Origin of the sequence: Variovorax sp. V213 (genome assembly GCF_041154455.1) — a bacterium.
In the GTDB taxonomy this organism is placed as follows: Bacteria; Pseudomonadota; Gammaproteobacteria; order Burkholderiales; family Burkholderiaceae_C; genus Variovorax.
In genome coordinates this window covers 3,736,969-3,760,590 of record NZ_AP028664.1, presented here as the reverse complement: position 1 = coordinate 3,760,590, position 23,622 = coordinate 3,736,969, and the positions used below count along the sequence as shown (strand labels likewise).

General features: G+C 65.8%; 23 protein-coding genes. 1 reads left to right on the top strand and 22 read right to left on the bottom strand.

From position 1 onward, the window contains the following. Positions 1-5 precede the first annotated feature (5 nt). From ACAM55_RS17940 to ACAM55_RS17925, 4 genes are all read right to left on the bottom strand, one after another. On the bottom strand, positions 6-572 hold the full coding sequence (locus ACAM55_RS17940; RefSeq protein WP_369652837.1) for a YgjP-like metallopeptidase domain-containing protein: 567 nt from the start codon (positions 570-572) through the stop codon (positions 6-8). Further along, positions 569-1,831 (bottom strand): Hsp70 family protein, encoded by a 1,263-nt coding sequence (locus ACAM55_RS17935; RefSeq protein WP_369656421.1) that lies wholly within the window; start codon positions 1,829-1,831, stop codon positions 569-571. The genes ACAM55_RS17940 and ACAM55_RS17935 overlap by 4 nt, the downstream gene beginning before the upstream one ends. Positions 1,832-1,833: 2 nt before the next feature. Beyond that, positions 1,834-3,396 (bottom strand): lysine--tRNA ligase, encoded by a 1,563-nt coding sequence (lysS, locus tag ACAM55_RS17930; protein ID WP_369652836.1) that lies wholly within the window; start codon positions 3,394-3,396, stop codon positions 1,834-1,836. A 121-nt stretch (positions 3,397-3,517) separates the two neighbouring features. Next, positions 3,518-4,165: an LON peptidase substrate-binding domain-containing protein gene (locus ACAM55_RS17925; RefSeq protein WP_369652835.1), complete on the bottom strand. Its 648-nt coding sequence runs from the start codon at positions 4,163-4,165 to the stop codon at positions 3,518-3,520. A 49-nt stretch (positions 4,166-4,214) separates the two neighbouring features. Between ACAM55_RS17925 and ACAM55_RS17920 the strand changes: the two genes are divergently transcribed. Next, the gene (locus tag ACAM55_RS17920) at positions 4,215-4,775 is read left to right on the top strand and encodes a YggT family protein (RefSeq protein WP_369652834.1); all 561 of its coding nucleotides are present in this window, start codon (positions 4,215-4,217) and stop codon (positions 4,773-4,775) included. A 149-nt stretch (positions 4,776-4,924) separates the two neighbouring features. Here ACAM55_RS17920 and accD read toward each other — a convergent pair whose 3' ends face one another. The 18 genes from accD to sdhC form a co-directional block, all read right to left on the bottom strand. Then, complete coding sequence (accD, locus tag ACAM55_RS17915; RefSeq protein ID WP_369652833.1) at positions 4,925-5,797, bottom strand: acetyl-CoA carboxylase, carboxyltransferase subunit beta; 873 nt, start codon at positions 5,795-5,797, stop codon at positions 4,925-4,927. A gap of 68 nt (positions 5,798-5,865) precedes the next feature. Continuing rightward, positions 5,866-6,711: a tryptophan synthase subunit alpha gene (gene trpA / locus ACAM55_RS17910; protein WP_369652832.1), complete on the bottom strand. Its 846-nt coding sequence runs from the start codon at positions 6,709-6,711 to the stop codon at positions 5,866-5,868. Next, on the bottom strand, positions 6,711-7,988 hold the full coding sequence (gene trpB, locus ACAM55_RS17905; RefSeq protein WP_369652831.1) for a tryptophan synthase subunit beta: 1,278 nt from the start codon (positions 7,986-7,988) through the stop codon (positions 6,711-6,713). Before trpB ends, trpA begins: the two co-directional genes overlap by 1 nt. A 50-nt stretch (positions 7,989-8,038) precedes the next feature. Then, on the bottom strand, positions 8,039-8,731 hold the full coding sequence (locus tag ACAM55_RS17900; protein WP_369652830.1) for a phosphoribosylanthranilate isomerase: 693 nt from the start codon (positions 8,729-8,731) through the stop codon (positions 8,039-8,041). After that, a complete protein-coding gene (truA, locus tag ACAM55_RS17895; protein WP_369652829.1) occupies positions 8,728-9,540 on the bottom strand; it encodes a tRNA pseudouridine(38-40) synthase TruA in 813 nt (270 codons plus the stop codon). The genes ACAM55_RS17900 and truA overlap by 4 nt, the downstream gene beginning before the upstream one ends. 27 nt (positions 9,541-9,567) lie before the next feature. Continuing rightward, positions 9,568-12,354, bottom strand: coding sequence for a FimV/HubP family polar landmark protein (locus ACAM55_RS17890; protein ID WP_369652828.1), 2,787 nt, complete (start codon positions 12,352-12,354; stop codon positions 9,568-9,570). A gap of 166 nt (positions 12,355-12,520) precedes the next feature. After that, positions 12,521-13,663: an aspartate-semialdehyde dehydrogenase gene (gene asd, locus ACAM55_RS17885; protein ID WP_369652827.1), complete on the bottom strand. Its 1,143-nt coding sequence runs from the start codon at positions 13,661-13,663 to the stop codon at positions 12,521-12,523. Between the two features lie 92 nt (positions 13,664-13,755). After that, positions 13,756-14,844 carry a 3-isopropylmalate dehydrogenase gene (leuB, locus tag ACAM55_RS17880; protein ID WP_369652826.1) on the bottom strand — a complete coding sequence of 363 codons (1,089 nt, stop codon included), beginning with the start codon at positions 14,842-14,844 and terminating at the stop codon, positions 13,756-13,758. 43 nt (positions 14,845-14,887) lie between these two features. Continuing rightward, the gene (gene leuD, locus ACAM55_RS17875; RefSeq protein ID WP_369652825.1) at positions 14,888-15,538 is read right to left on the bottom strand and encodes a 3-isopropylmalate dehydratase small subunit; all 651 of its coding nucleotides are present in this window, start codon (positions 15,536-15,538) and stop codon (positions 14,888-14,890) included. A 13-nt stretch (positions 15,539-15,551) separates the two neighbouring features. Continuing rightward, a complete protein-coding gene (gene leuC, locus ACAM55_RS17870) occupies positions 15,552-16,973 on the bottom strand; it encodes a 3-isopropylmalate dehydratase large subunit (RefSeq protein WP_369652824.1) in 1,422 nt (473 codons plus the stop codon). Between the two features lie 49 nt (positions 16,974-17,022). Beyond that, entirely contained in the window at positions 17,023-17,976 is a 954-nt protein-coding gene (locus ACAM55_RS17865) for a LysR substrate-binding domain-containing protein (RefSeq protein ID WP_369652823.1), read from the bottom strand. Between the two features lie 193 nt (positions 17,977-18,169). Then, positions 18,170-18,310, bottom strand: a complete 141-nt coding sequence (locus ACAM55_RS17860; protein WP_055804275.1) for an entericidin A/B family lipoprotein — start codon at positions 18,308-18,310, stop codon at positions 18,170-18,172. Between the two features lie 146 nt (positions 18,311-18,456). After that, entirely contained in the window at positions 18,457-19,767 is a 1,311-nt protein-coding gene (gene gltA, locus ACAM55_RS17855; protein ID WP_369652822.1) for a citrate synthase, read from the bottom strand. A 24-nt stretch (positions 19,768-19,791) separates the two neighbouring features. After that, positions 19,792-20,115, bottom strand: a complete 324-nt coding sequence (locus tag ACAM55_RS17850) for a succinate dehydrogenase assembly factor 2 (RefSeq protein WP_055804281.1) — start codon at positions 20,113-20,115, stop codon at positions 19,792-19,794. 18 nt (positions 20,116-20,133) lie between these two features. Then, positions 20,134-20,835 carry a succinate dehydrogenase iron-sulfur subunit gene (locus ACAM55_RS17845; RefSeq protein ID WP_012746572.1) on the bottom strand — a complete coding sequence of 234 codons (702 nt, stop codon included), beginning with the start codon at positions 20,833-20,835 and terminating at the stop codon, positions 20,134-20,136. A 27-nt stretch (positions 20,836-20,862) separates the two neighbouring features. Further along, positions 20,863-22,671, bottom strand: a complete 1,809-nt coding sequence (sdhA, locus tag ACAM55_RS17840) for a succinate dehydrogenase flavoprotein subunit (protein ID WP_012746573.1) — start codon at positions 22,669-22,671, stop codon at positions 20,863-20,865. 7 nt (positions 22,672-22,678) lie between these two features. Beyond that, complete coding sequence (sdhD, locus tag ACAM55_RS17835) at positions 22,679-23,044, bottom strand: succinate dehydrogenase, hydrophobic membrane anchor protein (RefSeq protein ID WP_369652821.1); 366 nt, start codon at positions 23,042-23,044, stop codon at positions 22,679-22,681. Positions 23,045-23,057: 13 nt separating this feature from the next. Continuing rightward, positions 23,058-23,504, bottom strand: coding sequence for a succinate dehydrogenase, cytochrome b556 subunit (gene sdhC / locus ACAM55_RS17830; protein ID WP_369652820.1), 447 nt, complete (start codon positions 23,502-23,504; stop codon positions 23,058-23,060). Positions 23,505-23,622 lie beyond the last annotated feature (118 nt).

The following is a 23,622-nucleotide window of genomic DNA, read 5'->3' as shown; positions in this document are numbered from 1 at the left end:
AATCGCTACGGTGCGCTGACCGGGGCCGCCGCATTTGGCAGCGGGTTCGGCAGCGGGTTCGGCAGCGGGTTCGCCCACAGGCGCTCGCCGCCCGAATCCAGGTGCGTCAGGTACAGCCGCACGTCGAACTCCAGCCGGTGGTAGCTTGGCTCCATGTGTTCGCACAGCGCATAAAAGCTCTTGTCATGGTCCCGCTCCTTCATGTGCGCGAGCTCATGGACCACGATCATGCGCAGCCACTCCAGCGGCACTTCCCTGAACAGGCTCGCCACCCGGATTTCCCGCTTGGCCTTGAGCTTGCTGCCTTGAACGCGCGAAACGGTGGTGTGCGTACCGAGCGCATTGCGGATCACGTGCAGCTTGCTGTCGAACGCCACCTTGGAGAGCGGCGGCGCCTTGCGCATGAAATCGCTCTTGAGTTCGCTCACGTAGTCGTAGAGCGCACGGTCCGTCTGCACCTCGTGCATGGCGCCGGGATAGCGGCTGCGCAGCAAGGGCGCGAGCCCTTCGGTCGCGACCAGCTGCTGAACCTGCGCCAGCAAGGCGGGTGGATAGCCCGCAAGATATTTCATGCAACCGGCCTCGCGCAGGCCAGCCCGGTGGCCACGCCGCCGAACAGGTCGCCTTCGACGAGGTTGACCCCGGCGAAGCTCCTGCGCAAGGCCTGCTGGAACGGCCGCAGCGCCGACGAGCCTCCCGTCAGGTAGATGGCGTCGAGGTCGCCGCTGCGCAGCCCGGCCCGCTTGACGCAGGCGTGCGCACAGGCAATCACGCTCTCGAGCAGCGGAGAAAGCTGCTGTGCCATGTCGGCGGGCGAGAGCGATGCGGCCAAGCCCGGTTCGGCGCACGAAAGGTCGATGGCGGTGGGCGCATCGTTCACCGAGGCATCGATCTTCGCCTGCTCGACCTCGCTGGCGATGCGATGGCCGTGCCGCTCTTCGAGCACCGTCATCAGACGGTCGTGCAGCCGCGTGTCGCTGTAGCTGGTGCGCAAATCCTTTGCCTGCCGCACCGCCTTGGCGGCATAAAGCCAGTTGATCAGGTGCCAGGACGAGAGCTCGAAGAACACCTTGCTCGGCACTTCGCGTCCCTGCGCGCCCGTGTGGCGAAAGCCGAATTCCGGCATGACGCGATCGAGGTTCAGGCGCTGGTCGAAATCGGTTCCGCCGATGTGCACGCCGCTGGTGGCCAGCACGTCGTCGCTGCGGTCTTCGCGCGCGGCGCGGTCCGGGCCGACGCGCACCACGGTGAAGTCGGAGGTGCCGCCCCCGACGTCGACGATCAGCACCAGTGACTCCTTCGTGATGCGCTGCTCATAGTCGAAGGCTGCGGCAATCGGTTCGAGCTGGAACGCGATCTCGCGGAATCCGGCCGCGCGCGCCGCGTGGCGCAGGCTTTCTTCCGCGCGTTCGTCCCGCCTGGAATCGTCGTCCACGAAATGAACCGGCCGGCCGATGACCACGCGCTCCGGCACCCGGCCCAGTTCGCGGCCCGCCCGCGCGGCGAGTTCGCGCAGAAAGCGCGCGATGATGTCCTCGAAGCTCACAAGCCCGTCGTAGACGGCCGTTTTCTCCTGCATCAGCGCGCTGCCGAGCAGGCTCTTCAGCGAGCGCATCAGGCGGCCCTCGGTGCCCGCAAGATAGAGCGCGACGGCCTCGCGGCCGAAATGCGTGCTGCGGTCTTCGGCGTTGAAGAAGATCGCGGTGGGCAGGGTGGTCGCCGAGCCCTCCACGGGCAGCAGGCGGGCCGCGCCGTCGACCCGGCAGGCCACGGCGGAATTGGAGGTGCCGAAGTCGATGCCGATCGTCGGCAGCGACGACGGTGGATGCACGCTCAAGATTCCCTGCGAAGCGCGGGGAACAGGATCACGTCGCGAATGCTTGGCGAATCGGTCAGCAGCATCATCAGCCGGTCGATGCCGATGCCGCAGCCGCCGGTGGGCGGCATGCCGTATTCGAGCGCACGCACGAAGTCGTGGTCGTAGTACATGGCTTCGTCGTCGCCGCTGTCCTTGGCGGCCACCTGCGCGTTGAAGCGCGCGGCCTGGTCCTCGGCGTCGTTGAGCTCGCTGAAGCCGTTGCCGAATTCGCGGCCCGTGATGTAGAGCTCGAAGCGCTCGGTCACTTCGGGGCGTTCGTCGTTGGCGCGCGCCAGCGGCGAGATTTCGGTCGGGTGCTCCATGATGAAGGTCGGCTGCCAGAGCTTCTCTTCCACGGTCTCTTCGAAGTACATCACCTGCAGGCTGGCGAGGCTGCGCTGCGAGAGCTTGTCCTTTTCTTCGCTCAGGCCGATCTTGCGCAGTGCGTTGATGAGCCAGGCGCTGTCGTCGACGCCATCACCAGCCTCGGTGTGCTTGAGAATGGCTTCGCGGATCGTCAGGCGCTCGAAGGGCTGGGTCAGGTCGACCGGCTTGCCCTGGTAGGTGAGCTGTTGGGTGCCCACGGCCTTGTCGGCAATGGTGCGGATCAGCGTCTCGGTGAAGTCCATCAGGTCGCGGTAGTTCCAGTAGGCCGCGTAGAACTCCATCATCGTGAACTCGGGGTTGTGCCGCACCGAGATGCCCTCGTTGCGGTAGCTCCGGTTGATCTCGAACACCCGCTCGAAGCCGCCGACGATCAGCCGCTTGAGGTAGAGCTCGGGCGCGATGCGCAGGAACATCTCCTGGTCGAGCGCGTTGTGGTGCGTCTTGAAGGGCTTGGCGTTCGCGCCACCCGGAATGGGGTGCAGCATCGGCGTCTCGACTTCGAGGAAGTCGTTGGCCACCATGAATTCGCGCAGGGCGCTCACGGCCTTGCTGCGCGCGGTGAAGCGCACGCGCGCCGACTCGTCGGTAATCAGGTCGACGTAGCGCTGGCGGTACTTCTGCTCCTGGTCGGCCATGCCGTGGAACTTGTCGGGCAGCGGACGCAGGCTCTTGGTGAGCAGGCGCAGCTTCGTGACCTTGACCGAGAGCTCGCCGGTCTTGGTCTTCATCAGCGTGCCCTCGGCCCCGACGATATCGCCCAGGTCCCATCGCTTGAACTCGGCGTAGGCCTCTTCGCCGATGGCGTCGCGTGTCACGTAGAGCTGGATCCGGCTGGTGGCGTCCTGCACCGTCGCGAAGCTGGCCTTGCCCATCACGCGCTTGAGCATCATGCGGCCCGCCACGCTCACGGAAATGGCCTGTGCTTCGAGCGCTTCGGCTTCGGTGGCGCCGTGCGCCTCGATCAGCGAGGCGGCGCGGTGGCCCGGTTTGAAGTCGTTCGGAAACGCGACGCCCTTGCCCTCGGTCTGCGCGGTGCGCATCAGCTTGAGCTTTTCGCGGCGTTCCGCGATGAGCTGGTTGTCGTCGACGGCGGGCGCCGCGGCTGGAGCCGCAGCGGGCGTGGGAATGGAGGGGATCAGGTGGTCGGACATGGAGAGCGGATGGGCGCATCGGGAGCGTGCGCAACCCGCCATTTTAGCCGATCGGGTTCGAATGAAACCGGCCTCCAGTGCCCGCCAATCCTGTATGAAATGCTATTGAAAAAATAGCAGCCTATTCAGTGATGCCCACGCGTGCGAGCAGATCGCTGACCAATTCGAGCCGCATCAGGGGGCTGTCGAGCTCCATGAGCCGTTGCCGGAGTTCGAGCTGCATGGGTACCAGTTCGCACCAGCGGTTGGCCACCCAGCCGCAATCGTCGAACCGAAAGGGCTCGCCGACGGGCAGGCGCACGCTTTCGGCACCCTGCGCGCGGCGGCGCTCTTCGAGGGTATCGACCAGGCGCCGCAGTGCCGTGGCGGTGTGCTGGAGGTCGCCCGGGATCTCGATGGCCGCATCCTCGAGCACGGCCTCCACCTCGGCCACCCACAAACCGTGTTTTTGCAACTCGGCGCTGCGAACCCTGAAACGCTGCGTGCCGGCGCATTCGATCTGCAGCAGGCCGCTTTGCGGCGAATCGAATTCGCGGATGACCGCCAGCGTGCCGACGGCCGCGAAGCTTTCCGCATCGGCACCTGGCTTGCGCACCTCGCTGCCGCTCGTGAGGCTGACGACGCCGAAAGGCGCATCGGCCTTGCGGCATTTGCCGATCATGTCGAGATAACGTACCTCGAAAATACGCAGCGGAAGCACGCCGCCGGGGAACAGAACCGTGCCGAGCGGAAACAATGGCAGTGAATGAAGAAGGGGTTGTGTCGTCATCGAAGAACCTTGCATGGCTATCATCGCATTCCGCTCACGACCGCGCCCCATGCTCTATCAGATCCCCTCGTTCCTTCTCGACGTGATCGTCGGCCTGCTCGGCGGCGCTTGCCTGCTGCGCCTCTACATGCAGTACCACCGGGTGCCGTTCGGCAATCCGCTTGGCCGCTTCGTGTTCGCAATTACCGACTGGATCGTGCTGCCGCTGCGCCGCATCGTGCCTGCGGTCAGGCGCTGGGACCTGGCAAGCCTGATTGCCGCATGGCTGCTGGTGCTCGCGAAGTTCCTGTTGCTGTGGCTGCTGATGGGCAATCTGGGGCGGATCGCCGCCTTGCCGCTGGTTTCGCTGGTGGGGCTGCTGCAGCTGGCGGTTTCAGGCCTGACCGCACTGCTGGTGGTCTATGCTGTGCTGTCGTGGATACCAGGTGCGTCGCCGATGCTGCTCGACCTGATCTCACGGCTGGCCGAACCGCTGGTCCGGCCGTTTCGCCGTTTCATTCCGCTGATTGGCGGCGTGGACCTGTCGCCCCTGGCCGCCATCGTGGTGCTGCAGGTGATTGCCATCGTGCTGGGCAACCTGCTGGTCTGGGCTTATCGACTCGGCGCTTGAGAAAACCAGGCGCCGACTGGGGCTTGTTCGCGCAAGTGCGCTCTGATTCGAGAAACAGCGCGGAACCGGCTTCGCCGGGCCGCAGGTGTTGCCCCCGGGTAGGGGGAGGGCGAAGCGGACACGAAGTGCCGCGCAGCCTGGGGGCGAGCCTAGCTCACCGCGTCGGCGGGCTGGCGCAGCAGCATCGCCAGCGTGCTCGCAATGGCCTTGCGCAGCTCGCGGCGGTCGCTGATGAAGTCGATCGCGCCCTTGGTCTGCAGGAACTCGGCGCGCTGGAAGCCCTCAGGGAGAGTCACGCGCACGGTCGATTCGATCACGCGCGGGCCGGCAAAGCCGATCAGCGCCTTGGGCTCTGCAATGACCACGTCGCCCACGAAGGCGAAGCCGGCCGAGACGCCGCCCATGGTCGGGTCGGTCAGCACGCTGATGTAGGGCAGGCCCTTTTTCGCGAGGCGCGTGAGCGCGGCATTGGTCTTGGCCATCTGCATCAGCGAGAGCAGGCCCTCCTGCATGCGCGCACCGCCGGTGGCGGTGAAGCAGATGAACGGCACCTTCTGCTCGATGGCCGTCTCGACGCCGCGCACGAAGCGCTCGCCGACCACGCTGCCCATGCTGCCGCCCATGAACTCGAATTCGAAGCAGGCCACGACCACGCTGATGCTGTGGACCGAGCCGCCCATGACGATCAGCGCATCGGTCTCGCCGGTGTTCTCGAGGGCCTCCTTGAGCCGTTCGGGGTACTTGCGGCTGTCCTTGAACTTGAGGGCGTCGACGGGAAGCACTTCCTGCCCGACCTCGTAGCGGCCTTCGGCATCGAGGAAGGCATCGAGCCGTGCACGCGCGCCGATGCGGTGATGGTGATTGCAGCTCGGGCAGACGTTCTGGTTGTGCTCGAGATCGGTCTTGTAGAGAACGGTCTCGCAGGCGGGGCATTTGATCCACAGGCCCTCGGGCACCTGGCGGCGCTCCGACGGGTCGGTTTGTGCGATCTTGGCGGGTAGCAGTTTTTCAAGCCAGCTCATAGGACTCCGGATTTAGCTCCCCTCCCCCGCAGTGCGGGAGAGGGGCTGAGGGGTGAGGGCACCCGCGATTATCGGCCAGCCGCGTTCTTGGGGGTAGCCGCCGGCAGCGCGTCCAACGCCTCGCGGATGCCGGCAAGGAATTCGCGCACGACCGGCACGACCTTTTCGCGCGGCTGTCCGTCGATCAGCTGGATGATCTTCGTCCCGATCACGACCGCATCGGCGGCCGATCCCACGGCCTGCGCCGTGCGTGCGTCGCGAATGCCGAAGCCCACGCCCACGGGGATGTTCACGTGCTCGCGGATGCGCGGGATCATCTGGCCGACCGCCTCCGTGTCGAGGTGGCCGGCGCCCGTCACGCCCTTGAGCGAAACGTAATACACATAACCGCTCGCGATGCGCGCGACCTGTGCCATGCGCTCGCTGGTGCTGGTGGGCGCCAGGAGGAAGATCAGGTCGATGTTCGCGGCCTTGAGGTCGGCGGCGAAGCCTTCGCATTCCTCGGGCGGGTAGTCGACCACCAGGAGGCCGTCCACACCCGCCGCCGACGCGTCGCGAATGAAGGCCTTCTTGCCGTGCACGAGGTCGTAGCGCTCGACCGGATTCGCGTAGCCCATCAGCACCACGGGCGTGGTCGCGTCCTGCTGACGGAACGCGGCCACCATGGCGAGCACCTGCTTCATGCCGATGCCCATGGCCAGCGCGTCTTCGCCGGCCTTCTGGATCACCGGGCCGTCGGCCATCGGGTCGGAAAACGGCACGCCGAGCTCGATCACGTCGGCACCCGCCGCAACCATGCCGTGCATCAGCTCGGGCGTGATGTCGGCGAAGGGGAAGCCGGCTGTCACGTACGGAATGAGGGCGCGGCGGCCGTCTTTTTTCAGCGCGTCGAAGGTGGCGGCGATGCGGCTCATCACTTGCCTCCCTTCACGCTCAGGCCGCGCATCGAGGGCCGGTCGTAGAAGTCGACGCCCGACAGGTCGGCCACGGTGCCGATGTCCTTGTCGCCGCGGCCCGAGAGGTTCACCAGAATCGACTGGTCCGGTCGCATGGTCTTTGCGAGTTTCATGGCATAGGCCACGGCGTGGCTCGATTCGAGGGCCGGAATGATGCCTTCGGTGCGGCACAGGTAGTGAAAGGCTTCGAGCGCCTCGGTATCGGTGATGCCGACATACTCGGCCCGGCCGATGTCGGCCAGGTAGGCATGCTCGGGGCCCACGCCCGGGTAGTCGAGCCCCGCGCTGATGCTGTGGGTCTCGGTGATCTGGCCGTCTTCGCTCTGCAGCAGGTAGGTGCGGTTGCCATGCAGCACGCCCGGGCTGCCGCGCAGGATCGAGGCCGAATGCTTGCCGCTGTCGAGCCCTTCGCCTGCCGCTTCAACGCCCACCAGGCGGGTGCCTGCGAACGGAATGTAGGGGTGGAAGATGCCCATGGCATTGCTGCCGCCGCCCACGCATGCGACCACCACGTCCGGCTGCCGGCCTTCGGCCTCGCCGGTGATGCCTTGGGCGGCGAGCATGGCGGGCATCTGGTCGATGCACTCGGTGCCGATCACGCTCTGGAAGTCGCGCACCATCGTCGGATAGGGGTGCGGGCCGGCCACGGTTCCGATGATGTAGAAGGTGTTTTCCACGTTCGTCACCCAGTCGCGCATCGCCTCGTTGAGCGCGTCCTTCAGCGTCTTGCTGCCCGATTCGACGGGCACCACGGTCGCGCCCAGCAGGTTCATGCGATAGACGTTGGGGCTCTGGCGTTTCACGTCCTGGCTGCCCATGTAGACCACGCATTCGAGGCCGTAGCGCGCGCAGATGGTGGCGGTGGCCACGCCATGCTGGCCGGCGCCGGTTTCGGCGATCACGCGGGGCTTGCCCATGCGGCGCGCGAGCATCGCCTGGCCGATCACGTTGTTGATCTTGTGCGCGCCTGTGTGGTTGAGGTCTTCGCGCTTCAGGTAGATCTGCGCGCCGCCCATCTCTCGGCTGGTACGCGCCGCGTGGTAGACCGGGGAGGGCCGGCCGACGAAGTGCTTCAGCTCGTAGTGGAATTCGGCGAGAAACGCCGGATCGTCCTTGAACCTGGCGTAGGCGTCCCGCAGCTCGTTGATGGCGTGGGTGAGCGTTTCGCTCGCGAAGGTGCCGCCGTAGTTGCCGAAATGGCCGGTGGCGTCGGGTTGCTGGTAGTTGCTTTGCATGGTTCTCGATCGGTGGGCCGCAGCCCGAAATCACGATCGGGGTGCGGCGGCTAACTGGAGAAGGACGCGTCTGCGGCTCTGACCGCGGCGACGAATTGCCGGATCTTTCCGGCGTCCTTCAGGCCCTTGTTCCCGGGTCCGTCGATTTCGACGCCCGAGCTCACATCAACGGACAGCGTCTTGCAGCGCGTCCGCAGGATGCGAATGCCATCGCTCACGTTTGCAGGTGTGAGCCCACCACTCAAGACGAGGTGAGCGTCGACGGCGGGTGGAAGAAGTGACCAATCGAATGCCTTGCCGCCACCGCCATAACCTTCGACATGGGCGTCGAGCAGGATGGCCTGGGCGTGGGAGTAATCGGAAGCGTATTTTACGAGGTCAAAGCCCGCTCCGGCAGCCCCCAGCGGAATGCGTGCGGCGCGCATGTAGCGAAAGCGGCCCGGGCCCGTCGATTCCTCGCACTGCCCGGGCGTTTCCTCGCCGTGGAATTGCGCGATGGCACCTTTCACGCCGGCGAGCGATGCTATGACTTTCGGAGCATCCTCGTTGACGAACAGCAGCACGGGGGTGATGAAAGGAGGCAGGCGGGAGGCCAGCTTGGCGGCACGTTCGGCCGTGACGGCGCGGGGGCTCGCCGGGTAGAGCACGAAGCCCACGGCATCGGCACCCGCCTCGACCGCGGCATCGACGTCGGCCTCGCGCGTGAGGCCACAGATCTTGATGCGGGTGCGGGGAAGCGTCATGGCGGTCCATCATAAGGAGCGCCGCCGGCCTGCAGCGTGGCCTCGGCCGGCAGACCCCACTTGGCGTCGTACAACGGCCCGAGAAAATACAGCCCGCTGGCGGAGAAGGTGGGCGCCGCCACCTTGCGGCTGCGGGCTTCGAGCACTTCGGCGATCCACTCGGGCCGCTCGTCGCCGCGGCCGATGCGCACGAGGCAGCCCATTAGGTTGCGGATCATGTGGTGCAGGAAGGCATCGGCCTCGAACTCGAAATGCCAGCGGCAGCGCTCGCCCGTGCCGACACGCGTGATCTCGATACGGCGCAGATCCTTGACTGGCGAACGGGCCTGGCACGCGGAGGCGCGAAAGGAGCTGAAGTCGTGCTTGCCCACCAGCAAGGCGGCTGCGGCGCGCATCGCGTCGCCGTCCAGCGCATGCATCGACCATCCGACCCGTCCCGATTCGAGGCTGGGCCGCACGGGAGACTGCGACAGCACGTAGAGGTAGCGGCGCGCCAATGCACTGGCGCGGCAATGGAATTCATCCGGCACCGGCTGCGCCCACTGCACCGCGATGTCGTCGGGCAGGAAACGGTTGGTGCCGCGCATCCAGGAGAAGGGTTCGCGCTCGACGGTGGTGTCGAAGTGCACCACCTGCATCAGCGCGTGCACGCCCGCGTCGGTGCGGCCTGCGCACAGCGTGCCGATCGGCTGTGCGGCGAACTTGGCCAGCGCGGCTTCCAGCTTGTCCTGCACCGTGCGGCCCGAGCGCTGGCTTTGCCAGCCCTCGTACGCCTGGCCGTTGTAGCGGATGCCTAGCGCCAGCCTCACGAATTCAGAAGACGGGGAAAAGGCCGCTCAGCGCAGCTCGGCGAGCAACTGCCTCGCCTGCGACTTGAGGTCGCCACCGCTTTCAGCCTCGACTTCTTCCACCAGCGAGCGGGCGCCTTCGACGTCGCCGATGGCCTGCAGTTCGCGCGCCAGCGACAGCTTGACCGCATGGGGGCTGTCGTCGCCATCGTCGTCCTCGGACATGGTGGCAGCGGGCCTTGTCGCTTCGGCGGTGCCGGCCGCCGGACGGGCGGGAAGGCCGGCCAGCGCGCTCATGTCGAATTCGATAAAGCCCGAATCCGCGGGAAGGCCGCCGCGCAGCGCTGCCGGACGGGTGTTTTCATCGGCTTCGCTGAGTGCCGCGGGGCGCGAGACCGGTGCCAGGGCACCGGGCGCCGTGTCGAAATCGTTCTCGAGATCGACTGGTGCGGCGGGCGCATGCGCATAGCCGTTGCCGTTGGACAAGGGCGTGGCTGCTGCAGGTGCTGCATACGCTGCCTTCGGCAGGCTGGCGCTCACCGGGGCCGGGCTGGGCGCAGGCGGCTGGCTCAGGTCCAGGTCGAAGTCCAGCGGTGCGACCGAGGGCACGAAGGCCGGAGTGGGCGCCACTGCGACGGGAGGCGCGACAGGTGCGGGCGCGGGCGGAACCGCGGCAGCGGGCCTGGCTGCCGAGGCAAGAGCGCCTGCAAAGGCAGCGCTTTCGGCCTGGCTCACGCCGCGGGGCGCGCCCGATTCGTACAGCGGATTGCCCGGATCGAGGTCCTTGCCCATTTCGGCCACGCGGTTCCAGTCGGAACCGGTGCCGTTGGTCAGCTTGTGCACCTCGGTTGCCAAGCCCTCGAAGGCCCGCACGTCGCGGCGCTTGGCATGGATCTCGAGCAGCTTGAGGTGGATGGCCGTGCGGTCGGGGCTCACGCGCAGGGCTTCGCGAAGGATCTCCTCGGCCTGCAGGTCGCGGCCATAGGCCAGGTACACGTCCGCTTCGGCCACGGGGTCCACATCGCCCGCGTCGAGCTGGCTCGGCGAGTACGACAACGACGAGACGCTGGAGTCTCCGCGGTGCTTGGTGTCGACCGATTCGCCGCCGCTGGCACCGAAGAAGGAATCCTTCGGGATGCGGCTTTCGAGAAACACGCTTTCGCTCATTTCCTCGCGCCGGCGGCCCAGCACGCGGTACAGCAGGAAGCCGACCAGCAAGGCGATCAGCGCCGCGCCGGCAAGCATCAGCGGGTTGTCGAGCAATTCTTCGAAGAAGCTGCGTTCCACCGGAGGCGGCGGCGGAGCTGCCTTGACCACCGGCTTGGGTGCCGGTGCGGGGGCTGCTGCGGCGGCGCTCGCTGCGGGAGCGGGAGCGGCAGGTGCGGCTTCGGATGGTGCTGCGGCGTCAGGTGCCGCGGCAGCGGGAGCAGTGGCTGCCCCCGGCGCGGCGGCCACGGGCGCGGGTGCTGCGGCTGGTGCCGGTGCTGCGGGTGTCGACGTGGCAGCCGGGGTTGCAGCTGGTGCAACAGGCGCGGGGGCAGCCGGTGCAGGCGCCGCTGCCGGTGGCGACGTGGTTGCAGCCACACCCGGATTGGGAACCGAAATGCCCGGCGTTGCGGGCGTCGAACCCGCGGCCGGTGCCGCCGTACCGGTGGCTGCCTTGAGCTTGGCGAGTTCGTTGATGTTCTTGGAAAGCTCCGCCACGCGGTTGGTGCTGTCCTGAGCCTGGCGGGTCTGCGCGACCTTTTCCTCGGCGGCGCGGGCAGCCGCGCTGCCTTGCGAGATCGTCAGCTTGTCGGGCGCGCTTGCCGCGGCATTGCGGTCCTCGACGTTGGCTTGAAGCTTGCCCGTGGCCTTGCGACTGGCGGCGGCCACGTTCGAGGTGGGCGCATTCTCGGCCAGGCGCTGGCGGTAGGCGCCGAAATCGCGGCTTTGCGCAGTGATGGTGCGCCGCGCTTCCGACGGCAGGATCGCGCCGGCTTCGGCCGCGCTCGGCAGGTCGAGCACGGCACCTGCTTTCATGCGATTGATGTTGCCGCCAACGAAGGCGTCGGGATTGGCGAGCAACAGCGCCACCAGCATCTGGTCGAGCGAGATATCGGCGGGCTTGTAGGCACCGGCGATCTTGCTGGCGGTATCGCCGCGCTGCACCGTGACCTGCTCGCCGCTGCTCGCGGGACGAGCCGTTGCCGCGGCACTGGGCGCTTGCGGTGCCGCCGATGCGGGCGCCGGCGCTGCCGCGGGAGCGGTGACCGGTGCTACGGGCGCACGCTCGCGGCGTGCACGGGCTGCGGCCGCGGCGGGACGTTCCACCGGGGTGCTGACCTGGGGCGTGGCGGGCGCGATCGGTGCGCTCGGCGCTGCCTGGCGGGTCGCGGGCGGATCGAGCAGCACGGTGTAGTCGCGCACCATGCGGCCCGTCGATCCGTTGGCTTCGAGCAACAGATCGATGAAGGGGTCGTTGAGCGGACGGGTGCCGGTCAATCGGACGACGTACTGGCCGCCGGCGCGGCGTTGCAGCGTTGCCTTGACGTCGCTCAAGGCGGCGTTGTACGGAACGCCTGCTTTCTTGAAGGCGTCCGCGTTGGCGACGTTGATCTTCAGGCTATCCGCGTCGGCGGCAGCCATCTCGGTCACGTCGATCTCGGCGCGAAGCGGTTCGCCCAGCGCCGATTGCACCTTCAACTGCCCCAGCGCAAAAGCGCTGGCGTCGGTGCTTGCAATGCCCAGAACCACCGCAACGGCTGCGCCCAGAACGGAAAGGCGAAGACCGTTCAAGGGTAGGGAAGGGCGAGCGGCCGATGGGCGGGCCGCGGGCAACAGATGTCTTGTCATGCTGATAGGGGCGGCTCAGGCCCAGAAATTGTAAGAGGACGTTAGCATCATCACCGGGTACTGACAAGGCGGCGCGCCCGTTCTACCCAGTGCGCGCATACTTACGCACACATTTAATGTTGCCATAAGGCAACACTTTCGGTCTGGGAAGAGCCTTGGCGCCCCATCAGGCCTCGAGCAGGATGCGCAGCATGCGGCGCAGCGGTTCCGCCGCGCCCCACAGCAGTTGGTCGCCGATGGTGAATGCACCGACGTATTCAGGGCCCATCGCCAGCTTGCGAATGCGGCCCACGGGGATGTTCATGGTACCCGTCACGGCCACCGGCGTCAGGTCCTTGAGGGTGGCTTCGCGGGTGTTCGGCACCACCTTCGCCCATGGGTTGTCGGCCGCGATCATGGCTTCGATGTCGGCCAGCGGCACGTCCTTCTTGAGCTTGAAGGTCAGGGCCTGGCTGTGGCAGCGCATGGCGCCAACGCGCACGCAGAAGCCGTCGACCGGCACCGCGGCGCTGCCGAAGCCCGCGCCCTGGCCAAGGATCTTGTTGGTTTCCGCCCCGGCCTTCCATTCTTCCTTGGACATGCCGTCGCCCAGGTCCTTGTCGATCCAGGGGATCAGCGAGCCGCCGAGCGGGGCGCCGAAGTTGGCCGTTTCAGCCGCACTCAGGTTTTGCTGCTTGTGCAGCACCTTGCGATCGATTTCGAGAATGGCCGACTTCGGGTCGTCCAGCAGGGCGCGCACTTCGGCGTTGAGCGTGCCGAACTGCGTCAGCAACTCGCGCATGTGCTGCGCACCGCCGCCCGAAGCCGCCTGGTAGGTCATGCTGGTCATCCACTCGACCAGGCCGGCCTTGTAGAGGGCGCCCACGCCCATGAGCATGCAGCTCACGGTGCAGTTGCCGCCGATCCAGTTCTTGCCGCCATTGGGGAGCGCGTTCTGGATCACCGGCAGGTTGACGGGGTCGAGCACGATGATCGCGTCGTCCTGCATGCGCAAGGTGGAGGCGGCATCGATCCAGTGGCCGGTCCAGCCGGCGGCGCGCAGCTTGGGGAACACCTCGCTGGTGTAGTCGCCGCCCTGGCAGGTGATGACGATGTCGCACTTCTTCAGGGCTTCGATGTCGTTCGCATCCCTGAGCGCTGTTTCGTTCTTCGCCATGGCCGGGGCCTTGCCGCCGGCATTGGAGGTCGAGAAGAACAGCGGCTCGATGAGCCCGAAGTCGCCTTCGGCCTGCATGCGGTCCATCAGGACCGAGCCGACCATGCCACGCCAGCCCACGAGACCGACCAGAGGTTGAGATGCGTTCGCCATTTCAGTTTGCCCTATTAAAAGAAAGAAAAAAGTTGTCTTTTCTTGCCCCCGACTCGTCGAGCCGGGGAGGGGCGTGACGAAGCGGGCTGCGGTTAGCCGGTAATCGTCCTTTTGGTGATTGCTGCAACGACCGCGTCGCCCATCTCACGGGTGCCGACGCGCTTCGTACCTTCTGACCAGATGTCACCCGTGCGCAGCCCGGAGGCGAGCACGTGCCTGACCGCCGACTCGATACGGTCGGCAGCTTCGGCTTGGTTGAGTGAAAAGCGGAGCATCATGGCAGCGGACAGTATTGTAGCCAAAGGATTGGCAACCCCTTTTCCGGCAATGTCGGGGGCACTGCCATGGCTGGGCTCGTACAGGCCCTGGTTGCTCGAATTGAGCGACGCCGAGGGCAGCATGCCGATCGAACCGGTAAGCATGGCGGCCTCGTCCGAAAGAATGTCGCCGAACATGTTGCCGGTGACGATCACGTCGAACTTCTTGGGCGCCTTCACGAGCTGCATGGCCGCGTTGTCGACGTACATGTGGTCGAGTTCGATGTCCGGATAGTCCTTGTGCACCTCGGTGACCACGTCCTTCCAGAACTGGAAGGTCTCCAGCACGTTGGCCTTGTCGACGCTGGTCACGCGCTTGTTGCGCTTGCGGGCCGCCTCGAAGGCCACGCGGGCGATGCGCTCGATCTCCGGGCGCGAATAGCGCATGGTGTCGAAAGCCTCCTCGGCGCCCGGAAAGTGGCCGTCGACGGCCGTGCGGCGTCCGCGCGGCTGGCCGAAGTAGATGTCGCCGGTCAGCTCGCGGATGATGAGGATGTCCAGGCCCGAAATCAGCTCGGGCTTGAGGCTCGATGCACCCACCAGCTGCTCGTAGCAGATGGCGGGACGGAAGTTCGCGAACAGGCCGAGGTTCTTGCGCAGCCCGAGGATCGCCTGCTCCGGGCGCAGCGGGCGGTCGAGCTTGTCGTATTTCCAGTCGCCGACGGCGCCGAACAGCACCGCATCGGCTTCCTTCGCGAGCTTGAGCGTCGATTCGGGCAGCGGATGGCCGTGCGCCTCGTAGGCCGCGCCGCCGACCAGCGCAGATTCCATTTCGAACGAGAGGTCGAGCGCGTCGAGCACCCTGATGGCCTCGGCCACGATTTCGGTGCCGATGCCGTCACCCGGGAGAACTGCGATTTTCATGATTTGGTCTGAAGTTTGAAAACGGAAATGCGGCGGAGGGCGATCAGGCGATCATCGTGTGCGCGAGCCAGGGCTTCTGTGCCAGGCGCTCGGCCTCGAAAGCCTTGATCTTGTCCTGGTGGCGCAGCGTCAGGCCGATGTCGTCCAGCCCGTTGATGAGGCAATACTTGCGGAAGGCCTGCACGTCGAACGCGAACTCGCTGCCGTCGGGCTTCACCACCACCTGGCGTTCCAGGTCGATGGTCAGCGCGTAGCCGGGGAAGGCAAGGGTTTCGTCGAACAGCTGCGCCACTTGCGCCTCGCTCAGCACGATGGGCAGGAGGCCGTTCTTGAAGCTGTTGTTGAAGAAGATGTCGGCGTAGCTCGGCGCGATGATCGCGCGAAAGCCGTACTGGTCGAGCGCCCACGGCGCATGTTCGCGCGACGAACCGCAGCCGAAGTTCTTGCGCGCCAGGAGGATCGAGGCGCCCGCGTAGCGCGGCTGGTTCAGCACGAAGTCGGGGTTCGGCTTGCGGCTGGCAGGGTCCTGGCCCGGAAAGCCGGCGTCCAGGTAGCGCCACTCGTCGAACAGGTTCTGGCCGAAGCCCGTCTTGCGGATCGACTTCAGGAACTGCTTCGGAATGATCGCGTCCGTATCGACGTTCTCGCGGTCCATCGGAGCCACGAGGCCCTTGTGCACGGTGAATTTCTGCATGTGTGTCTCCAGATCAGGCGAAGGTGCGCACGTCGACGAAGTGGCCGTGCACGGCGGCGGCCGCGGCCATGGCCGGGCTCACGAGGTGGGTGCGGCCACCGGCGCCTTGGCGGCCTTCGAAGTTGCGGTTGCTGGTCGATGCGCAGCGCTCGCCGGGTTCCAGGCGGTCGGCATTCATCGCCAGGCACATCGAGCAGCCGGGCTCGCGCCATTCGAAGCCCGCGGCCTTGAAGATCACGTCGAGGCCTTCGCGCTCGGCCTGTTCCTTCACCACGCCCGAGCCCGGCACCACCAGTGCGAGCTTCACGTTCTTTGCCACCTTCTGGCCGAGCTTCTTCACCACGGCGGCGGCTTCGCGCATGTCCTCGATGCGGCTGTTGGTGCACGAACCGATGAACACCTTGTCGACGAAGATGTCGTTCATCGCCTTGTTGGGTTCGAGGCCCATGTAGACCAGCGCGCGCTCGATGGCGCCGCGCTTGTTGGCGTCCTTTTCCTTCTCGGGATCGGGCACGCGGCCGTTGATGTCGACCACCATTTCAGGCGAGGTGCCCCAGGTCACCTGCGGCTGGATCTGCGTCGCGTCGAGTTCGACCACGGCGTCGAACTTTGCGCCGGGGTCCGACTGAAGCGTGCGCCAGTAGCTCACGGCCTGGTCCCATTCCACACCAGTGGGCGCGAGCGGGCGGCCCTTGACGTAGCTGATGGTTTTTTCGTCCACTGCCACGAGGCCGGCGCGTGCGCCGGCCTCGATGGCCATGTTGCAGACCGTCATGCGGCCTTCCATGCTGAGATCGCGAATGGCCGAGCCCGCGAATTCGATGGTGTAGCCCGTGCCGCCGGCGGTGCCGATCTTGCCGATGATCGCCAGCACGATGTCCTTGGCCGTGCAGCCCAGCGGCAGCTTGCCCTCGACCTTCACGAGCATGTTCTTCGCCTTCTTGCCGAGCAGCGTTTGCGTGGCCATCACGTGCTCGACCTCGCTGGTGCCGATGCCGTGCGCCAGCGCGCCGAAAGCGCCGTGCGTGGAGGTGTGCGAGTCGCCGCAGACCACCGTCATGCCGGGCAGCGTGGCGCCCGACTCGGGCCCGATCACGTGCACGATGCCCTGGCGCTTGCTCAGGAACGGAAAGAATGCGGCGGCGCCGAATTCCGCGATGTTCTTGTCCAGCGTGGTGACCTGCTCCTTGCTGGTGGGGTCGGCAATGCCTTCATAGCCGCGTTCCCAGCCGGTGGTGGGCGTGTTGTGGTCGGCCGTGGCCACCACCGAGCTGATGCGCCACAGCTTGCGGCCGGCCACGCGCAGGCCTTCGAAGGCCTGCGGGCTGGTGACTTCGTGCACCAGGTGGCGGTCGATGTAGAGGATCGCGGTGCCGTCTTCCTCGGTGTGGACGACGTGTTCGTCCCAGATCTTGTCGTAGAGCGTGCGTGCCATGTCGGTCTCTTGCTTTCGTGGGGAGGTGAATTGTCTTGTTTTCCGGGCGCTATGCGGCGAGCGGCTCGGCGGCATCGCGAGCGGCCGTTGCCGTGTGCAGATGGTTGACCAGCGTGCGCGCGGCCACCGGCAGGGTCGAGAAGTCGCGCGCCACCAGGCGGATCTCGCGTGCGGCCCAGGCGTCGTTCAGCGCCACGCTGCGAAGGCGGCTGCCGATGCCCGCCTGCAGCAGTTCAAAGGCGCGCTGCGGCATCACGCCGATGCCCAGCCCGTTGTCGATCATGCGGCACATGGCGTCGAGCCCGGTCACGTGGATGCGCAGCTTGACGCTGCGGCCCGCTTCCAGGGCGGCCTGGTGCATGGCCACGTAGATCGAGCTGTTGGTGTGCAGCCCGACATGGTCGAAATCCAGCGAGGCGGCGAAATCGAGCGGCCCCTTTGCGGTCAGCGGGTGCCCGGCGGGCACGATCAGCGTCAGCCGGTCGTGGCGGTAGGGCAGCGTCTGCAACTCGTTGGTGCCGCCCGGAACGTGGCAGATGCCGAGGTCGGCGGCGCCTTCCTGCACCGCGCGCACCACCTCGTTGCTGAGGTGCTCTTCCAGGTCGATCTTGATCGCGTCGTGCTCGCGCGTGAAGGCACCGAGATCCTCGGGGAGAAACTGCACGATGGCCGAGATGTTGGCATGCACCCGCACATGGCCGCGCACGCCCTCGGCGTATTCGCTGAGTTCGCCCTGCATCTTCTCGAGGCTGTAGAGCACCGAGCGCGCATGGTGCAGCAGGCTTTCGCCTGCGGGCGACAGATCGACTCCGCGTGCATGGCGGTAGAGGAGGGTGGTGCCCAGGGTCGCTTCCAGGTCCGACAGCCGCTTGCTGACGGCCGAGGCCGCGATGAATTCGCGTTCCGCCGCCCGACCGATACTGCCGAGCTCGCAAACGGCCACGAACAGCTGCAGCGACGTGAGGTCGATGCGCCGGGCGAAATTGCGTTCGGAAGTGCTCATGGGGCTTTGGACATCGCGTCTGGCGATGAGTTCTGCATTTTCCCTGGGTTTTGATGCATCTGCCATCGTCATGTGCGATGGGTTCGTTGCCCTGGGGCGACGAGTCCCGGCCGCCCCGCACGACAACACGCCCCGCGCCTCGCTTGGCAGCGAGGGGCGGGGCGTGCGTTGGTGTGCGCCGAAGGCCCGGTGCCTACTGGCGCTTCTTGGCGGCGTCCTCGACCTTTTCGCCACCCTTCTGGATGTCCTGGCCGGCACCCCTGAAGGTGTTGCAGCCACCCAGCGGGACGGCGAGTGCGAAAGCGACGGCGATCAGCGCGGCAATTTGCTTCATGACGGGTCTCCTGAAGGCGTTGAAAAAGGCGACCCGAAGCCGGGCCTCCAATGCACAACGTACCGATGCCGCGCCGCGGGCCCTGTCAGCCAAGACGCAAAAAAGCTGCCCGAGGGCAGCTTTCCAGGTTGAGCGGCGGGGCGCCTTCAGCGTTGGCCGATGGGCTTCACGTCGCGCTTGGGCGAGCCTTCGAACAGCTGGCGCGGGCGGCCGATCTTGTACTCGGGGTCGCCGATCATCTCGTTCAGCTGGGCAATCCAGCCGACCGTGCGGGCCAGCGCGAAGATCGCGGTGAACAGCGGCACCGGGATGCCGATGGCGCGCTGCACGATGCCCGAATAGAAGTCGACGTTCGGGTAGAGCTTGCGCGACACGAAGTACTCGTCTTCCAGGGCGATCTTTTCCAGTTCCTTGGCCAGCTTGAAGAGCGGATCCTGTTCCAGGCCCAGCTCGGTCAGCACTTCGTTGCAGGTTTCCTGCATCAGCTTGGCGCGCGGGTCGTAGTTCTTGTACACGCGGTGGCCGAAGCCCATGAGCTTGACGTTCGAGTTCTTGTCCTTGACCTTCTTGATGAACTCGCCGATCTTCTCCACGCCGCCTTCCTTCTGGATGTCGTAGAGCATGTTGAGCGCCGCTTCGTTGGCGCCGCCGTGGGCCGGGCCCCAGAGGCAGGCCACGCCGGCCGCAATGGCCGCGAAGGGGTTGGTGCCCGACGAGCCGCACAGGCGCACGGTCGAGGTCGATGCGTTCTGCTCGTGGTCGGCGTGCAGGATGAAGATGCGGTCGAGCGCGCGCTCGAGCACCGGGTTCACCTTGTACTCCTCGCACGGCGTGGCAAACATCATGTGCAGGAAGTTGCCTGCATAGCTCAGGTCGTTCTTCGGGTACATGTACGGCTGGCCGATCGTGTACTTGTAGGCCATGGCCACGAGCGTGGGCATCTTCGCGATCAGGCGGATCGCGGCGATCTCGCGGTGCTCGGGATTGTTGATGTCCGTGCTGTCGTGATAGAAGGCCGACAGGGCACCCACGAGGCCGGTCATGATGGCCATCGGATGCGCGTCGCGGCGGAAGCCGCGCAGGAAGAACTGCATCTGCTCGTTGACCATCGTGTGGTTGGTCACGAGCTTGGTGAAGTTGGTCTTCTTGGCCTGGTCCGGCAGCTCGCCGTACAGCAGCAGGTGGCAGGTTTCGAGGAAGTCGCAGTTGGTGGCGAGCTGCTCGATGGGATAGCCGCGATACAGCAGTTCGCCCTTGTCGCCGTCGATGTACGTGATGGCCGACTGGCACGCAGCGGTCGACATGAAACCCGGGTCGTAGGTGAACATGCCGGTCTGCGCGTACAGCTTGCGGATGTCGATCACGTCGGGGCCGACCGTGCCCTTGTAGATCGGCAGTTCGACGCTGTCACCACCGTTGCTGAACGACAGCGTGGCCTTGATATCGGAAGCTTTCATTTCGGGTTTCTTTCAGAGGAGTATTCAGGAGGGCGAAGAGGAAACGGAGGTTGCGGGACGCTGTGCGCCGTCGGTGCGCATCAACTGCAGCAGTTCGACCACCTCGGCCCCGGCCCATGCGGGCTCGGGCTCCTTTCTTCGCAGCAGAAGATCGAGGAGGTCGTTGTCCGACAGGTCCATCAGTGTCTCCATCGCTCCCGCCTGACCGTTGGTCATGTGGGATTCGTGCCGCTCGAAGAAGCGGGCGATGAACAGGTCGTTCTCTAGCAGGCCGCGCCGGCAGCGCCATTTCAGCTTGCTCAGCGCTCGTTCGCTGATCGGCTGTGCGAGTTCGGCGGCGGTTTGCATGGTTTCTCTAGCAAAAGTTCAGATGGCGCGGCGCACCATCAATTCCTTGATCTTGCCGATCGCCTTGGTCGGATTCAGGTTCTTGGGGCACACGTCGACGCAGTTCATGATCGTGTGGCAGCGGAACAGGCGGTACGGGTCTTCGAGGTTGTCCAGGCGCTCGGCGGTGGCTTCGTCGCGGCTGTCGGCGATGAAGCGGTAGGCCTGCAGCAGACCGGCTGGGCCCACGAACTTGTCGGGGTTCCACCAGAAGCTCGGGCAGCTGGTGGAGCAGCTTGCGCACAGGATGCACTCGTACAGGCCGTTGAGCTCGTCGCGCTCTTCGGGCGACTGCAGGCGCTCCTTCTCGGGCGGCACGTTGTCGTTCTGCAGGTACGGCTTGATCGAGTTGTACTGCTTGAAGAACTGCGTCATGTCCACGATCAGGTCGCGGATCACCGGCAGGCCCGGCAGCGGCTTCAACACGATCGTGCCCTTGAGCGTGAGCATGTTGGTCAGGCAGGCGAGGCCGTTCTTGCCGTTGATGTTCATCGCGTCGGAACCGCAGACGCCTTCGCGGCACGAGCGGCGGAACGACAGCGTGGGATCTTGCGCCTTGAGCTTCATCAGGGCGTCGAGCAGCATGCGCTCATGGCCGTCGAGCTCGATCTCGACCGTCTGCATGTAGGGCTTGGCGTCCTTGTCCGGGTCGTAGCGGTAGATCTGGAATGTGCGCTTCATCGTGAAACCTTGTGATGTTGTTCTTGTTTAGAACGTACGGACCTTGGGAGGAACGGAGTCGACCGTCAGCGGCTTGAGGTTGACGGGCTTGTAGGAGAGGCGGTTGTCCTGGCTGTACCAGAGCGTGTGCTTCATCCAGTTGGCGTCGTCGCGGCCGAGCGGTGCGACCGGGTCGTCGGCCGGGCGTTCGTAGTCTTCGACCGTGTGCGCGCCGCGGCATTCCTTGCGGGCGGCTGCCGAGACCATCGTGGCTTGCGCCACTTCGATCAGGTTGTCGACTTCGAGCGCTTCGATGCGCGCGGTGTTGAACACCTTGGACTTGTCCTTCAGGCCGATGGCGTTGACACGCTCGCGCACGGCGGCGATCTTGACCACGCCTTCGTCCATCGAGGCTTGCTTGCGGAACACGGCGGCGTGCTGCTGCATGACGGCGCGGATTTCGCCCGCCACGTCCTGCGCGTACTCGCCGCCGGTGGCTGCCTCGAGCCGGTTCAGGCGCTCCAGCGTGCGGTCGGCGGCATCGGCCGGCAGCGGCTTGTGCTCTTTCAGCTTGTCGTTGAACTCGACGATGTGGTTGCCGGCCGCGCGGCCGAACACCAGCAGGTCGAGCAGCGAATTGGTGCCCAGGCGGTTGGCGCCGTGCACGCTCACGCAGGAGCATTCGCCCACCGCATAGAGGCCGTTCACCACGGCGCTGTTCTGTTCGCCCTGCTGGACCACGACCTGGCCGTTGATGTTGGTGGGGATGCCGCCCATCTGGTAGTGGATGGTCGGCACGACAGGGATCGGCTCCTTGGTGATGTCGACGTTGGCGAAGTTGACGCCGATTTCGTACACCGAGGGCAGGCGCTTGTGGATGGTCTCGGCACCGAGGTGGTCGAGCTTGAGCAGCACGTAGTCCTTGTTGGGACCGCAGCCGCGGCCTTCCTTGATTTCCTGGTCCATCGAGCGCGAGACGAAGTCGCGCGGTGCCAGGTCCTTCAGCGTGGGCGCATAGCGCTCCATGAAGCGTTCGCCGTTGCTGTTGAGCAGGATGGCGCCTTCGCCGCGGCAGCCTTCGGTCAGCAGCACGCCGGCTCCGGCCACGCCGGTCGGGTGGAACTGCCAGAACTCCATGTCCTGCAGCGGAATGCCCGAACGCGCGGCCATGCCCAGGCCGTCGCCGGTGTTGATGAAGGCGTTGGTCGAGGCCTGGAAGATCCGGCCTGCGCCGCCGGTGGCCAGCAGCACGGTCTTGGCCTGCAGGATGTGCAGGTCGCCGGTTTCCATTTCGAGCGCCGTGACGCCGACCACGTCGCCTTCGGCGTCGCGGATCAGGTCGAGGGCCATCCACTCGACGAAGAACTGGGTGCGGGCTTCCACGTTCTTCTGGTAGAGCGTGTGCAGCATGGCGTGGCCGGTGCGGTCGGCCGCGGCGCAGGCGCGCTGCACGGGCTTTTCGCCGTAGTTGGCCGTGTGGCCGCCGAACGGACGCTGGTAGATCGTGCCGTCGGGGTTGCGGTCGAAGGGCATGCCGAAGTGTTCGAGCTCGTACACGACCTTCGGGGCTTCGCGGCACATGAACTCGATCGCGTCCTGGTCGCCGAGCCAGTCGGAACCCTTGATCGTGTCGTAGAAGTGGTAGTGCCAGTTGTCCTCGCTCATGTTGCCGAGCGATGCGCCCACGCCGCCCTGGGCAGCCACCGTGTGCGAACGGGTCGGGAACACCTTGGAGAGCACCGCCACGTTCAGGCCCGCGCGGGCCAGTTGCAGCGAGGCGCGCATGCCGGAGCCGCCGGCGCCGACGATCACGACGTCGAACTTGCGCTTGGTGATTTGTTCTTTTGTGTAGGTCATGGTGGGGTCAGATCTTCCAAAGCACTTGAATGGCCCAACCCGCACAACCGACAAGCCAGACGATGGTGAAAATTTGCAGGGCGAGGCGAATGCCGACGGGCTGGACATAGTCCATCCACACGTCGCGCATGCCAACCCACACGTGATAAAGCAGGGAAGCGATCACGGAGAAGGTCAGTACCTTCATCCACTGCGCGGCGAAGATGCCGGCCCAGAGGTCGTAGCCGATGGGGCCACGCGTGAAGATCAGCTGCGCGAGCAGGATGATCGTGAAGAGCGCCATCAGGCCGCCCGTGATGCGCTGGCTGAGCCAGTCGCGCAAACCGTAATGTGCACCGACGACGATGCGCTTGGAGCCGTAATTCACAGACATGGGTGGCTCCTTCTCAGTACAGGCCGAACAGCTTGGCGCCGAGCACCACGGTGAGCAAAACGCTCAGGACCAGCGTGACCAGGGCGGAGCTGTGTCCGAACTCCTTGGTGACGGCGGCGTGGCTCACGTCCATCCAGATGTGGCGCAGGCCGGCGATGAAATGGTGCAGGTAGGCCCAGATCAGCGCGAGGACCACCAGCTTCAGGAACCACCCCGGAACGAAACCAAGGCCGCTGCTGAAGGCGGCCTTGAACCTGGCGAACGAATAATCGGACGAGAGCGAGGTGTCGAACATCCAGATGATGAACGGCAGCAGCAGGAACATGATCACGCCGGCGACGCGATGCAGGATCGACACGATGCCGGCCGGCGGCAACCGGTAGGTCGTGAGATCGGTGAAGGCGTTGATGTTTCGGAATTCGCGGCGCGGTGGCCGGGGAGGGGTTGCAAGCTCTGACATTGGGGGAAGGCTTTCGTGGCTTGGTGGCTTGTTCTGATGTTCTGAGAGCGAACGCTTTTGTTTCTTCTGCGGAATGCAAACAACGCAAAATTCTATTGCAATGCACCATTGCCCGGCG

What these genes read in the sequence shown, in the direction of transcription:
- ACAM55_RS17940 (WP_369652837.1), bottom strand. Translation starts at nt 572, where the DNA reads ATGAAATATCTTGCGGGCTATCCACCCGCCTTGCTGGCGCAGGTTCAG.
- lysS (WP_369652836.1), bottom strand. Translation starts at nt 3,396, where the DNA reads ATGTCCGACCACCTGATCCCCTCCATTCCCACGCCCGCTGCGGCTCCA.
- ACAM55_RS17925 (WP_369652835.1), bottom strand. Translation starts at nt 4,165, where the DNA reads ATGACGACACAACCCCTTCTTCATTCACTGCCATTGTTTCCGCTCGGC.
- ACAM55_RS17920 (WP_369652834.1), top strand. Translation starts at nt 4,215, where the DNA reads ATGCTCTATCAGATCCCCTCGTTCCTTCTCGACGTGATCGTCGGCCTG.
- accD (WP_369652833.1), bottom strand. Translation starts at nt 5,797, where the DNA reads ATGAGCTGGCTTGAAAAACTGCTACCCGCCAAGATCGCACAAACCGAC.
- trpA (WP_369652832.1), bottom strand. Translation starts at nt 6,711, where the DNA reads ATGAGCCGCATCGCCGCCACCTTCGACGCGCTGAAAAAAGACGGCCGC.
- trpB (WP_369652831.1), bottom strand. Translation starts at nt 7,988, where the DNA reads ATGCAAAGCAACTACCAGCAACCCGACGCCACCGGCCATTTCGGCAAC.
- ACAM55_RS17900 (WP_369652830.1), bottom strand. Translation starts at nt 8,731, where the DNA reads ATGACGCTTCCCCGCACCCGCATCAAGATCTGTGGCCTCACGCGCGAG.
- ACAM55_RS17890 (WP_369652828.1), bottom strand. Translation starts at nt 12,354, where the DNA reads ATGACAAGACATCTGTTGCCCGCGGCCCGCCCATCGGCCGCTCGCCCT.
- asd (WP_369652827.1), bottom strand. Translation starts at nt 13,663, where the DNA reads ATGGCGAACGCATCTCAACCTCTGGTCGGTCTCGTGGGCTGGCGTGGC.
- leuB (WP_369652826.1), bottom strand. Translation starts at nt 14,844, where the DNA reads ATGAAAATCGCAGTTCTCCCGGGTGACGGCATCGGCACCGAAATCGTG.
- leuD (WP_369652825.1), bottom strand. Translation starts at nt 15,538, where the DNA reads ATGCAGAAATTCACCGTGCACAAGGGCCTCGTGGCTCCGATGGACCGC.
- leuC (WP_369652824.1), bottom strand. Translation starts at nt 16,973, where the DNA reads ATGGCACGCACGCTCTACGACAAGATCTGGGACGAACACGTCGTCCAC.
- ACAM55_RS17865 (WP_369652823.1), bottom strand. Translation starts at nt 17,976, where the DNA reads ATGAGCACTTCCGAACGCAATTTCGCCCGGCGCATCGACCTCACGTCG.
- ACAM55_RS17860 (WP_055804275.1), bottom strand. Translation starts at nt 18,310, where the DNA reads ATGAAGCAAATTGCCGCGCTGATCGCCGTCGCTTTCGCACTCGCCGTC.
- gltA (WP_369652822.1), bottom strand. Translation starts at nt 19,767, where the DNA reads ATGAAAGCTTCCGATATCAAGGCCACGCTGTCGTTCAGCAACGGTGGT.
- ACAM55_RS17850 (WP_055804281.1), bottom strand. Translation starts at nt 20,115, where the DNA reads ATGCAAACCGCCGCCGAACTCGCACAGCCGATCAGCGAACGAGCGCTG.
- ACAM55_RS17845 (WP_012746572.1), bottom strand. Translation starts at nt 20,835, where the DNA reads ATGAAGCGCACATTCCAGATCTACCGCTACGACCCGGACAAGGACGCC.
- sdhA (WP_012746573.1), bottom strand. Translation starts at nt 22,671, where the DNA reads ATGACCTACACAAAAGAACAAATCACCAAGCGCAAGTTCGACGTCGTG.
- sdhD (WP_369652821.1), bottom strand. Translation starts at nt 23,044, where the DNA reads ATGTCTGTGAATTACGGCTCCAAGCGCATCGTCGTCGGTGCACATTAC.
- sdhC (WP_369652820.1), bottom strand. Translation starts at nt 23,504, where the DNA reads ATGTCAGAGCTTGCAACCCCTCCCCGGCCACCGCGCCGCGAATTCCGA.